The organism is Streptomyces sp. (assembly GCF_031181555.1).
Lineage (GTDB): Bacteria > Actinomycetota > Actinomycetes > Streptomycetales > Streptomycetaceae > Streptomyces > Streptomyces fimbriatus.
This window is the reverse complement of sequence record NZ_JAPSKQ010000069.1, coordinates 1-12,055: the sequence shown is the minus strand read 5'-3', so window position 1 is coordinate 12,055 and position 12,055 is coordinate 1. Positions and strand designations below refer to the sequence as shown.

General features: G+C 72.5%; 7 protein-coding genes and 2 pseudogenes. 5 read left to right on the top strand and 4 right to left on the bottom strand.

From position 1 onward, the window contains the following. A pseudogene (locus tag RIM90_RS16220) lies at nucleotides 1-242 on the bottom strand (glucose/sorbosone dehydrogenase-like protein); the annotation flags it as partial. Between the two features lie 311 nt (nucleotides 243-553). Between RIM90_RS16220 and RIM90_RS16215 the strand changes: the two are divergent. From RIM90_RS16215 to RIM90_RS16195, 5 genes are all read left to right on the top strand, one after another. Further along, nucleotides 554-1,300 (top strand): hypothetical protein, encoded by a 747-nt coding sequence (locus RIM90_RS16215; protein WP_309061415.1) that lies wholly within the window; start codon nucleotides 554-556, stop codon nucleotides 1,298-1,300. A gap of 371 nt (nucleotides 1,301-1,671) precedes the next feature. After that, nucleotides 1,672-2,451, top strand: coding sequence for an HAD-IIA family hydrolase (locus RIM90_RS16210; RefSeq protein ID WP_309061414.1), 780 nt, complete (start codon nucleotides 1,672-1,674; stop codon nucleotides 2,449-2,451). 133 nt (nucleotides 2,452-2,584) lie between these two features. Continuing rightward, nucleotides 2,585-2,857 carry a hypothetical protein gene (locus RIM90_RS16205; protein WP_309061413.1) on the top strand — a complete coding sequence of 91 codons (273 nt, stop codon included), beginning with the start codon at nucleotides 2,585-2,587 and terminating at the stop codon, nucleotides 2,855-2,857. Continuing rightward, on the top strand, nucleotides 2,854-3,570 hold the full coding sequence (locus RIM90_RS16200) for a class F sortase (protein WP_309061412.1): 717 nt from the start codon (nucleotides 2,854-2,856) through the stop codon (nucleotides 3,568-3,570). The genes RIM90_RS16205 and RIM90_RS16200 overlap by 4 nt, the downstream gene beginning before the upstream one ends. 446 nt (nucleotides 3,571-4,016) lie before the next feature. Next, nucleotides 4,017-5,051 (top strand): glycoside hydrolase family 6 protein, encoded by a 1,035-nt coding sequence (locus RIM90_RS16195; protein ID WP_309061411.1) that lies wholly within the window; start codon nucleotides 4,017-4,019, stop codon nucleotides 5,049-5,051. A 7-nt stretch (nucleotides 5,052-5,058) separates the two neighbouring features. On the opposite strand, the gene RIM90_RS16190 is transcribed toward RIM90_RS16195, so the two are convergent. The 3 genes and pseudogenes from RIM90_RS16190 to RIM90_RS16180 all read right to left on the bottom strand — a co-directional run. Continuing rightward, complete coding sequence (locus RIM90_RS16190; protein ID WP_309061410.1) at nucleotides 5,059-9,288, bottom strand: trypsin-like peptidase domain-containing protein; 4,230 nt, start codon at nucleotides 9,286-9,288, stop codon at nucleotides 5,059-5,061. 192 nt (nucleotides 9,289-9,480) lie between these two features. After that, nucleotides 9,481-11,421, bottom strand: a complete 1,941-nt coding sequence (locus RIM90_RS16185; protein ID WP_309061409.1) for a kelch motif-containing protein — start codon at nucleotides 11,419-11,421, stop codon at nucleotides 9,481-9,483. Beyond that, nucleotides 11,418-12,055: pseudogene (locus RIM90_RS16180) on the bottom strand (glycosyl transferase); the annotation flags it as partial. The gene RIM90_RS16185 and the pseudogene RIM90_RS16180, both read right to left, overlap by 4 nt.

Here is a 12,055-nt window from a genome sequence, read left to right as displayed (position 1 = left end):
ATGAACAGCCGGTCCGTGCCGTCGTCGGGGGCGGCGAGGGCGGTGGGCCGTCTCAGCCCGGAGGCGACCTGGGTGGTGGTCGCGTGGAGCGACGGCAGGGGGACGGGTGACGCGTTCTCCGCCGCCGCGGCGGGCGGCGGGGCGAGGGCGGTCAGCAGGAGGGACGGCAGCACCGCGATGAGAGCGCCCAGAACGAGCGTCAGGCGGCGCCGTACGTTATGGACATGTATATGACAATCCATGATGTCCTTCTTTCCTCCTTCTTTCCGTGTGCCGGGGTGCCGGGGTGTCGGGAGTGCCGGGGTGCCGGAAGTGGCGGGGTCCTGTGGGGCGCCGACGTCATGGGAGCGCTCCCGCCCCCTCAGGCTGCGGCTTGCGAAGCGGAGCGGCAACACCCGATCGCGCCACTTTCACGCCGTCTGACGCACCCGCCGCCTGACGCACCCGCCGCCCCTCGGCACACCGCTGCCGCCGATCGAGGGCATTCGCCCCCCGTCCGGGTCCCGTGGCCCCAATGGCGGTGTCCGGGACCGCGGTCCATCGGCATGCTCATATGTCCATGCGACTGTTCACGCCCGTGTCCCCCTGCCTGGTGGCGGCAGCCGCCCTCCTCGCCGCCTCCGCGCCCGTCGCCTCCGCGCACGCGGAACCACGGGCCACCCTGCCCGTCTGCGCCTCCGCCGAGGACCGCGCCTTCCCGCTCACCACCCGCCTCCACGGCGGCCCCGCCTCCTACACGGCCGGCGGCGGCTCCGGGACCTGGCACCTGGAGCTGACCAACACCACCCGGCGCCCCTGCACCGGCGTCCATCCCGTCGTCGTGCTCGTCGACGAGGCGCGGGCGCTGAAGCCCTCGCAGCCCCGTCTGGAGTTCTACGACGGGAAGCGGCCCCACCCCGTCCGGTTCGAGTCCACCGACCGGGACGAGCTCGTCGGCGCCTTCGCCGCCGAGGACGCGGGCTTTCCCGGGTTCACCGTCGGACCCGGCAGGACCCTCACCGTGAAGGTCCGCCTCGCGATCACCCCGGACGCCGTGCCCGGCGAGGTCACCGCCAACGCCGCCGTCGTGCAGCGCCACGAGGACGACGGCGACTGGATCGGCCAGTCCAACGACTACCGCTTCCGCATCGTCGCCGCCGCCCCGACGGGCCCCGTCCCGCAGCCCCCTCACCGGCCCCGCCCCGACGCCCCCGGCGAACTCGCCGGCACCGGCTTCCACCCCCTCCACGCCGCCCTCACCGCCGCGGCCGTACTGCTCACCGGCACCGGCGCCCTGCTCCTGGCCCGCGGCCGCCGCTGACCGGGCGGCAGCCGCCTGCGGACATCCCTGCGCGGACCGCCCGAACGACCAGGACCCCGGCCCGCACCACCTGCCACCGGCAGGAGTCCCCGCAGAAGGAAGAGGTGCTGATCTCCTCCGGCGACGGGGCACCCGTCACCGTGCGGACCCGCACCGCCGACGTGCCCTCCCGCACCGGGACCGTGACGCTCCGGGTCCCGGCCGGGGCCCGCACGGCCCGCGTCCGGTCCCGGTGCACCGGGGACGGCAACCGGTACCGGGTGATCGGCGGGGTCCGTCCGGCACAGTCCTGATTAGGCTGGGGGCGTCGGTACGCCGTGGTTCCGGCGCCCCCGCCCCTGCCCGTACGAAACGCCAGGAGTTCGACACACATGGCAGACCGCAAGCCCATCGAGTCGTGGCTCACCGACATGGACGGCGTGCTCATCCACGAGGGCATCCCGATCCCCGGCGCCGACACCTTCATCAAGAAGCTCCGCGAGTCCGGCAAACCCTTCCTGGTCCTCACCAACAACTCGATCTACACCCCGCGCGACCTGCACGCCCGGCTGCGCCGCATGGGCCTGGAGGTGCCGATCGAGAACATCTGGACCTCCGCCCTCGCCACCGCCAAGTTCCTCGGCGACCAGCGCCCGAACGGCTCCGCGTACGTCATCGGCGAGGCCGGCCTGACCACCGCGCTGCACGACATCGGCTACATCCTCACCGACCACGAGCCGGACTACGTCGTCCTCGGCGAGACCCGCACCTACTCCTTCGAGGCGATGACGAAGGCCGTACGGCTCATCAACAACGGCGCCCGGTTCATCTGCACCAACCCCGACGAGACCGGTCCCTCCGCCGAAGGGCCGCTCCCGGCGACCGGCGCGGTGGCCGCGCTGATCACCAAGGCGACCGGCAAGCAGCCGTACTTCGCGGGCAAGCCCAACCCGCTGATGATGCGCACCGGGCTCAACGCCATCGGGGCCCACTCCGAGAGCAGCGCGATGATCGGCGACCGCATGGACACCGACGTGCTGGCCGGCATCGAGGCCGGGATGCAGACGTTCCTGGTGCTCACCGGACTGACCCTGCCGGAGCAGGTGGAGAACTTCCCCTACCGTCCGTCCAAGGTCGTGGACTCCATCGCGGACCTCGTCGACCTCGTGTGACCGCACCTCGCACCACCCGGGCCGGGTTCGAACCTCCACCGCCCGAAGCATCACCCGTACGGAGCAGTCACGGCACCGCGAGGATGCGGTGCCGTGACCCGCGGGGGACCCTCCAGGCATCTGGAGGTTCACGATGGGTTCCCTGCGACTCGCTCTCTGTACCGGCGTCCTGACCGCGGCCGCGGTCACGCCGACGGCGCACGCGGCGGTCGGCGAGGGCCTCGCGCCGGCCCCGTCCGCCGCCCCCGTCGACGCCGGCGCCACCACGCGCACGGCCGCCGACACCACCCGCGAGGACGGGCCCGGCCCGGCCCGGACGGTGACCGGCCCGGCGCTCGTGGGGGCCGCGGCGGTGGCCGTCGTGCGCGACCGCGTCCGACGGAGCAGCGGAACGGGCCGGTCATGACGGAGCGGGAACGTTCCCCGTCCGGCACCGGACGGCTGCTCACCGGCGTGGCCTGGCTGGTGCTGCTGCTGGGGGTGTGGCTGTGGGGCCGCGAGGCGTCCGACGTCCCGCCCGGGACCTCCGGGCCCACCACGGGCGACATGGCGGCCGCCGGCCGCCCGCCCCGGGCCGAGCCGCCCCCGCCGCACCGCCCCTTGGGCGCCGCACCGCCGCAGCGCCTCGACATCCCCGACCTCGGCGTCCGGGCACCGGTGACCGCCCGCGGCCTGGACGGACGCGGGGTGCCCGATCCGCCGCCGTTCGACCGGCCGGACACGGTCGGCTGGTACGCGGGCGGGGCGGCGCCGGGGGCGGCCGGCACCGCGCTGATGGTGGGGCACGTCGGCACCGGGACCCGGCCCGCCGTCTTCCACGAGGTGGGCACGCTGCGGCCCGGCCAGAGGATCAGGGTGGTCCGCGCGGACGCCGAGGTCGCCGAGTTCACCGTCGAGGACGTCCGGGTCATGAGCCGGGACCGCTTCGACGCCCGGCAGGCCTACGGGCCGCGCCACCCCGGCCGGGCGGAACTCCGGCTGGTCACCTGCGGCGGCGGCTTCGACCGGGCGAGCGGCGGCTGCACGGCCGACGTGATCGTCTCGGCCTACCTGACCGGAACGCCGACCGGAGCGCCCACCGGGCAGGTGACCGAGGCGCTGACCGCGACCACCCGTTGAGCGCCCGCACGGCGGTCCGCCCCTCACCCGGTCCGGCCGGCGACCCGCTCCCCCTTGAGGCCGCCGACCGGGCCGGTTCTCGACCGCGCGGGCACGGACCGCGGGAGGGGCCCGCGGGCGCGCGGGAGGTCGCGGGGGCCCAGGACGGGCGGAGCCCTCGCCGGGCGCGGCCCGGCGGGGGCGGCGGGGTCGGTGGGCACGGCTCCGGAACGAAAGGCGCGCCCGGGCCCAGGGGTGGGGGAACATCGCGTCCCGGACCGGTCGCGATCCGTGATGTCCGCAGGTGGTCCCGCCGTTCCGGCGCGCACGGCACCGCGCGGGCCCGCCCGGGAAACCGGGCCGTAACAGCCTGCGGACAACGAGGGCTCGGCCTCGTGGGGGCCGCTGGGCGTATGTCAGGATTGGGGCTCGGAACACTTGGAACAAGTGCACCCAAGGGGGGTTGGATGTACGGCAGCAGGGGGGTCGGGGCGTTCGCCGGGAGGCGGGCGTCCGCAGTGGTGCTGGGGGCGGCACTGCTGATCACGGGGTGCTCCTCCTCCGACGGCAAGGGGGACGAGTCGGGGAAGAGCGCCGGCGCGGGGATCACGCAGCAGCCGAAGGAGTCCGATCCCTTCTGGGTCAACCCGGACGGCACCGCCGCACGGCAGGTCGCCGCACTGGAGAAGGCCGGCAAGAAGGAGGAGGCCGAGCAGATCCGCAAGATCGCCGAGCAGCCCGTCGGCGAGTGGATCAGCCCGGAGAACCCGGAGGAGCAGGCCCGCGGCTTCACCGAGGCCGCCGACAAGGCGGGCCGCACCGCGCTGCTGGTCCTCTACAACATCCCGCACCGCGACTGCGGCCAGTACTCGCAGGGCGGTGCCGCCGACGGCGACGCCTACCGCGCCTTCATCGACGGCGTCGCCAAGGGCATCGGGGACCGGCCGGCGACCGTGATACTCGAGCCCGACGCGGTGCTGCACCTGGTGGACGGCTGCACCCCGGAGGAGTTCCACGAGGAGCGCTACGACCTCCTCAAGGGCGCCATCACCAAGCTGAAGGCCCTGAAGAACACCAAGGTCTACCTGGACGCGGGCAACGCCGGCTGGGGCAACCCCGACCAGATCTTCGAGCCGCTCAAGTGGGCGGGCATCGACCGGGCCGACGGCTTCTCGGTGAACGTCTCCAACTTCTACTCCACCGAGGACTCCATCGCCTACGGCAAGCAGCTCTCCGCCAAGGTCGGCGACAAGCCCTTCGTCATCGACACCAGCCGCAACGGCAACGGCCCGTACACCGGGGGCGCCGCGGACGAGCGCTGGTGCAACCCGCCCGGCCGCGCGCTCGGCGAGGCCCCGACGGTGAAGACCGCGGACCCACTGGTCGACGCCTACCTGTGGGTGAAGCGGCCCGGTGAGTCGGACGGCGAGTGCAAGGGCGGTCCCAAGGCGGGCCAGTGGTGGGAGGACTACGCGCTGAAGCTCGCCGAGGCCAGCGGCTGACGGAGCCTCAGAAGTCGGGGCACACGTCCTCGACCTCGCCGCGGTCGGCCGCCAGGTCCCGCTCCCCGTCGTTCAGCTCCCTCTGGGCCAGGCCGCACACCCGCTCGATCCACACCTCGGGGTCGAGCGGTACGTCGGCGACCCGTGATCCGTCGATGATGGTCAGGGTCTTCCCGTCGGCGCTCGGTGAGATGACCGAGCCGTATCCCACGTAGTAGCGGTACAGCTCCCGGCCGTTGGTGACGTCCCGCACCAACTGCTCACCGGCCTCGGTGGTGGTGTGAAGGGCACGGTCGCCCAGGAACCGGCCGAGCCAGTACACCCTGTCGTAGGTCAGGGTCGCTGTCGCCCTTTTCTTCTTCACGTCCCACAGACGCACCTCGCCGCCCGCGTACTGGACGGCCAACTGCTTGCCGTCGGGGGAGAGGACCATCCACCGGATCGACCGGTCCTCCTCCTCCTTCCTGAACCATCGCGTGAACTCGCCGGTACGGAAGTCCCAGACGCCGATTCCGTCGGTGTTCCGCACCACCGCCTGCGGTTTGCCCGGGACGGCGCCGGCGAAGGTCCACGCCGCCTCGTTGGCCAGCTGATACCCCTCTTGGACCGAGGGCTGGAAGGTCCTGCCGTCCAGCTCACCGGTGTCGAGCCGCCAGCGGGAGACGTACGACAGGCCCGAGATCACGGCGTGGTCGTCGTCGGAGAAGTCGATGGTGATCCAGGACGGGGTGAGTCCCGTGAGCGGGTCCGGCCCGGCGGCGTTCAGGCCGGGCGGGGAGGGAAGCCTCAGCTTGTGCTCCTCGCGGAGCACGGTTCTGCCCGCCTCCTCGGCGATCCGCCAGACGAGGACCGTGCGCTGGTCCTCGGCGACGGTCAGCATCCACCGACCGTCCGGGGTGAAGGCGGCGTACAGGGCGGCCAGCCGCTGCGACGCCCGTGCCGATGCGAGGAACCGCCGGCCGGACAGATCCCAGAGCTGAAGTCCCGTGCCGTCGGTGTCGACAACCGCCATCCTGTCGCGGGGTCCGTCCAGGGTGCGGATGCGGTTGATCAGGGCGTTGGTGTCGAACTCCGCGGGCGGCCGGACCCGTACGGTGACGATGTTCCCGCCGACGCCGACCGCGGCCCGCAGGTCATCGGGAGGACCGGCCAGGGCGACCGGCGGTGCGAAGGTGCGGCCGGTGACGGCCTGGTCCTCGACGGCGGCGGCGGGGGTGTCGAAGGTGGCCGGCCAGCCCTTCTCCAGATCGAGGACGAGGAAGCGCAGCCGCCCGAGATCGGCGCCGACCCGTCCGGTGGGGTTGATCAGATAGCGGCCCGTCGCGTCGAGGCGGGGCGCGTACAGCGGGCACAGCCCCGGGAAGGCGCTGTTGTTCCAGCTCTGGAAACGACGGGGCGTCGCACCCAGCCGCCAGGCTTCGAGGGCGCCCTGCTCCGTGCACGTGACCAGGGTGTTCCCGTTGCCGCTGGCCGCCGCGGAGGCCGCTGCCCGTTCGCCCCAGGGGCGGTGGAGCGTTCCCCGGTCCAGGTCCCAGGAGACCAGACGGCCCCGCCCGTCGGTCGCGGTGGCACCGGAGGGCACGATCCGCGCCACCACCGTGCCGTCCGCGCCGAACCAGGCCTGCGCCGCGTCCCAGCCGCGCGGCGGGACGAGCGTACGGCCCGTGCGGCGGCCGTCGTCCGTGCGCCACACGAGTACTCCCTCGCGGGGAACGGCGGCGAGGATCCGCTTCCCGTCGCCGTCGAAGCGCAGGTCGTGGACGCCTCGCAGATTGTCCCGGATGTCCTTGACCCCCCGCAGCGGGACGAGTCGAAGGGCGCGCGAGTCGGGGTCGTCGGTGTCCCGCACTCCGAGGGAGACCACGCCCCAGTCGCTCGCCCGGGCGACGATCCGCCCGTCGGGCGAGACGGCGATGCGGGCGTTGTCGCCGTTCTTGGTCCGCTGGACGGGCTCGGGCCGTTTCTTCCCCCGCAGATCCATGTCCACGAAGTCGCCGTTCTTCAGCAGGGCGTAGAGGTGTGCGCCGTCCTCGGTGAGCGTGACGCTCTCCACCTCGGTGCGGTTCTCCATCGCGATCCGCTCCACGTCCCGGAACCGCAGGTACTGCGCCAGCAGCGCGGAGCGCGCGTCCGGGCGGGCGTCGGTGCGGTACGCGGCGGCGGCGTACAGGGAAGAGGTCACCAGCGACACGTCGTCGTAGGTCGCCGCCTGCTGGGCCAGCCGGTCGGACGCGAGCCGGCGCTGTTCCTCCAGCAGGTTCAGGTACAGCACGGAGACCACCGAGGCCGCCACCACCGCCAGGACGGTGATCCCCACTCCCAGATACCGCAGGGAGCGTCTGCGCCGCTCGGACCTCGCGGCCTCGCGTCTCTTGCGTTCCCGCAGGGCGACGCTCGCGGCGATGAACTCCCGGTCGTCGTCGGTCAGTTCGTCGCCGCGCTCGGTGAGCCACCGCTCGGCCGCGGCGAGGGCGGGGTCCTCCAGCAGGGCACCGTCCGGTCGTCCCTCCCGCCACCAGCGGGCCCGGTCGTAGCGCAGTTCACCGCGCCAGGCGAGGAACGCGCGGTCGCTTCGGAGCTGTTCCGCCAGCGGCTGCCAGTGCTCGATCAGGGCCTCGTGGGCCAGTTCCACCGTCTCGCCCCGCTCGGGGTCCGCGCCCAGTACGAGCACGCGGGCCTCGGCCAGGCTCCGGGCGATGGCCCACCGCTCCTCGCCCGCGTCGCGGCGGGGGAGCCGGGCGCGCAGCGCGGTGGTGCCGCCCGGCGGGACCTGGATCAGCGCACGGAGCAGACCGGCCGCGACCTCCGCCGGCGCACTCCGCAGCGCACGGCGCCAGGCCGAGTCCGCCGTGCTGCTCAGCACGCCGCCCACGCCGCCCAGTTCGTGGTAGGCGTCCAGGCGGAGCCGGCCGCCGGTCTGCCGTTCCCACAGGGTGTTCAGCACGAACCCCAGCAGGGGCAGGGCTCCCGGGCGGCCGGCCGCGTCCTCGACGAGACGGTCGGCCAGCCCGTTCTCGTACTCCACGCCGGGGATGGCGCGCAGCGGCAGCCGGACCACCTCGGTGAGCTGTTCGCGGGTCATGAGGCCCAGCTGGTGGGCGGGCGCGCCGCCGACCAGTCTGCTCAGCTGCGGGTGCCGCAGCGCCGCGTCCTGGAAGTCGGTCCGCAGGACCACGAGGACGCCGGTTCCGGGGTGGGCGCAGGCGTCCAGGAGGCGGTCCACCAGCTCGCGCAGGTCCTCCTCGGGGCGCAGCAGCAGGGCCTCCGCCTGGTCGAGGGCCAGCACGACGCCGGGCGCCGGCCGGTGGCGTTCCAGGGCGTCGCGGACCGTGCCGGCGTCCGGCAGACGGCCCTCGGCGCGCAGCGTGACGACCTGCGTGCCCTGCTCCCGGAGGCGGGGCAGCACCCCGGCCATGAGGAGGGAGGACTTGCCGGAACCGGAGGGCCCGGTCAGCGTCACACAGCCCTCGGGCGGCCCCTGCGGGCACAGCAGGGCGGTGACGGCGTCGACGTCCTCGTCCCGGCCGAAGAAGTGCGCGCTGTCCTCCTCGGTGAACGGGCGCAGTCCCGGGAACGGGGACGCCGGGGCGAGCAGTTCGGCCAGTTCCGGCACCTCGTCGAGCACCGTGCGGGTCGGGATGCAGAAGCTCTGCCCGCGGCGCGGCGACGAGACCGACGCCACGACGCCCACCACGGCGCCCAGTTCGAGATCCCAGACGGCGGAGCCGCTGAACCCGGGCTGGACCGGGTCCGACTGCGCGTCGAGCGGTGACATCTGCAGCCGCCCGGTGCCGGTACGGCCGCGCAGCACCGCGGTGTGCCAGCCGCCGCCGGTGCCGTCGTCCGGCAGACCGAAAACCATCGCCCGGTGGTCCCACACGGCGTGCGGCGCCACCATGAGGACCGGCCGGGCACCCGCCGGCGGGCGGGCCAGGGACAGGACGGCGACGTCCCCGCTGCCGTCCCCGCGCACCGGCACCCAGTGCCGGACGACGGCCTCGGTCTCCTCACCGCCCGCCGCCAGGACCAGCCGGACCCGCACGGGCGCGGCGGGCGGCTCGGCCCGGGTCAGGGGCAGTCGCGCGGCGCCCAGGACGACATGGGCACACGTCAGCACCAGGGTGGGCGCGATCAGCACGCCCAGGCCGCCGATGTGGCCGTCGGCGTCCGCGACCTGGACGGTCGCGGACGCGAGGACCTCCTCGGCCACCTGATCCGATGCGGTCGGCTCGGTCATCTCCCCGTATCCCCCGCCACCGTTGACCACACGCGTCAGCAACGTCCCCCAGAGATCACACCAGCTGCCGTGCACGGGCAAGGGTGTTTCGGGCCAACACGCAGGAAGAGGACGGGAGGAGAAGGGGAGGAGCGCAGGAAGAGGGCGCCCTCCGCGCGGAGGGCGCCCTCTTCTCCCGTGCTCGCCGTGGGGTTACGGCACCCGGACCCACTGGGCCTTGCTCGGCGTGCCCTCGCCGTCGGTGACGAACAGCATGTACCAGCCGGCCTGGACCAGGTTCCGGTTCTCCGGCACCGTCACGGTCAGCTTGTCGCCGTCGGCCTCGAAGTCCAGCGCGATCGACCGCTGGTCCACGTCGGTGACGTGGGTCGAGGCGCTCGGCCGGATCAGGCGGACGTTCTTGACGCGCGCGGCGTCCTTCGAGGTGAACGTGCCCGACCCGCCGCGCTCGATGGTCTCCGGCCCGTCCGACAGCTCGGGCCGCTCCTGGTCGCCGTACAGGTACGGCGGCGTGTAGATCTCGATGCGCTGCTCGAACTTGCCCGGCTTGGTGTTCGCCTTGTCCGCGAACAGCGAGTCCGAGCCGAAGAACATCACGCGGCCGTCGGGCAGCAGGATGGAGCCCGAGTGGTAGTTGCGGCCCACCAGCGGGTCGGCGACCCGCTTGAACTCGTTCTTCTCCGTGTCGTAGATCCGCGCCTCGAGGATGTTGGAGTCGCTGCGCCCGCGGTAGTCCTCCGAGCCCCCGGAGACGAGCACGTCGTCGTTCGGCAGGATCGAGGCCTGCGGGTAGCGGGTGCCCTTGTCCAGCGAGGGGCCGTCGACGAACCTCGGGGCGTCGGCCTTGAGGTCGACGATGCGGGTCTTCTCGCTGGACAGCCGGGACTCGCCGACGCCGCCGCCGCCGATCACCATGTACTTCTCGTCCTGCGCCGGCGGCAGCAGCACCGTGCCGGACGTCTCCAGCATGTTGGCGTCGCTCATGCCGGGGATCTTGGTGAACTTGTTGGTCTCCACGTCCCAGACGCCGGGGTCGCGGCCCACGTCGTCCGGTCCGTAGCCCGCGTTCGAACCCGAGTAGAAGATCTTGCCGTTCTGCATCAGGAACAGCGCCGGGTACGTCGGGAACTGGCGGACCTTCTCGGTGTAGGTCCACTTCTTGGTCTTCGGGTCGTAGACCTCGTTCTTGCCCGGGACCAGCTGGCCGATGTCGTCGAGGCCGGAGACGCTGAGGATCCTGCCGTCGCTCAGGGTGGTGAGCGTCGGGTACCAGCGGGACTCCTTCATCGGGTCGACCTTGATGTACTTCTCGGCGACCGGGTCGAACTCGAAGGCGTCGTCGATGCCCTGGAAGTCCTTCTTGTCCAGGGCGAGCTTCTCGGCGATGCCGTACGTGTTGCGCGCGTCCTCGCCGCTGAGACCCTGCACGGTGTAGTTGTCCTGCGTGCCGGTCTCGTACTCGGCGCCCTCCTTCTGCGCCTCGACGTAGGTACGGCCGTAGCCCGGGGTGTTGCCCAGGAACTCGCCGGTCTCCTTGTCGAAGTTCTTCTTGGCGCGCGGGACGAGCACCGGGTCCTTGGAGACGAAGGTCTTGCCGTTCTCCTTGCCGACGAACTTGGTGCCCGCCGGCAGGGTGATCGGCTTGTCCGGGTTCTCGTTGTGGACGACCATCAGGCCGCCCGCCTTCTTCACGTCGCCCTTGAGCTTCTCGTACCGCTTGGTGCCGCCCGCGATCAGCAGATTGCCGTTGGCGAGCTGGGTGTGGCCGGTGCAGAACAGGTCGGTCGGCGTCGGCACCTTCTTGATCGTGCCCTTGACCGGGTCCCAGATCCGGGTGTCGTACTTCTTCGCGTCGAAGTTGTCCTGGTTGTTGCCCGACCCCGCGACGAGCAGCACCTTGCCGGTGTGCAGCAGCGCCGCGTGGATGGTGTTCTGCCGGTACTCCTCGGGGAACTCGACGATCTCCCACTTGCCGTTCGCGGCTTTGTACTCGGGTTGGTTGATCTTGTACTGGTGGTATTGCTCGGTCCCGAAGCGGTACAGCCACGGCCCGTTCATTCCGGCCAGCGCGAGTACCACCGCCGTGCCTATCGCGATCCGACGGGCGCGACGGCGGCCTGCACGGTCAGTCATTCCTTACGTCCCCCAAGTCCACCAAGGGCGATCTGCATGGTCTGGTCGTTGCCCGGGGTGTGCCCGGTGCCTCCCGGTCCGCCCGGCGCGGCCGGTCCGCCGTGCGCGCCGGCCCAGCTGGGCCGGTCCTGCGGGGCGTGCGGCGCGTGCTGCTGCGGCATCTGCGGCAGCGGCTGCGTCCGGGGCGCTTCGGCGGCGTCCTGCCGCTGTCCCGCGGCATGGGCGCCCGGCGGCTTCTTCCTGTCCTGGCGCATGGCGTGGCGCCAGGCGAACATCGGCGCCGCGGTGATCAGCAGGGCGAACGTGGCCCAGATGACCATCGCCGGGTGCGAGTGGCCGTAGACGAAGCCGGCGGCGATGGAGCCGGCGAAGATCAGGATGAAGTACCAGTGGTACCGGAAGGTTCCGAACCAGGTGTCCGGGCTGGCCGAGTCGCCCTTGGGGGTGACCACGAACTTGCTCTTCTTGCGCAGGAGGGAGTCGATCAGCGCCTTCGCGTAGAGCGGTGCCGACAGCGCGGACATCACCATGCCGGCCACACCGCCGGAGCCCTCCGGCTCGTGCGGCGAGACGTTGTGGCGGCGGTTCCAGACGTACAGGCCGATCTGCAGCGCGGAGGCGTTGCCGTAGAGCA

Coding starts and splice junctions, on each gene's coding strand:
- RIM90_RS16215 (WP_309061415.1), top strand. CDS start 554: ATGTCCATGCGACTGTTCACGCCCGTGTCCCCCTGCCTGGTGGCGGCA.
- RIM90_RS16210 (WP_309061414.1), top strand. CDS start 1,672: ATGGCAGACCGCAAGCCCATCGAGTCGTGGCTCACCGACATGGACGGC.
- RIM90_RS16205 (WP_309061413.1), top strand. CDS start 2,585: ATGGGTTCCCTGCGACTCGCTCTCTGTACCGGCGTCCTGACCGCGGCC.
- RIM90_RS16200 (WP_309061412.1), top strand. CDS start 2,854: ATGACGGAGCGGGAACGTTCCCCGTCCGGCACCGGACGGCTGCTCACC.
- RIM90_RS16195 (WP_309061411.1), top strand. CDS start 4,017: ATGTACGGCAGCAGGGGGGTCGGGGCGTTCGCCGGGAGGCGGGCGTCC.
- RIM90_RS16190 (WP_309061410.1), bottom strand. CDS start 9,288: ATGACCGAGCCGACCGCATCGGATCAGGTGGCCGAGGAGGTCCTCGCG.
- RIM90_RS16185 (WP_309061409.1), bottom strand. CDS start 11,421: ATGACTGACCGTGCAGGCCGCCGTCGCGCCCGTCGGATCGCGATAGGC.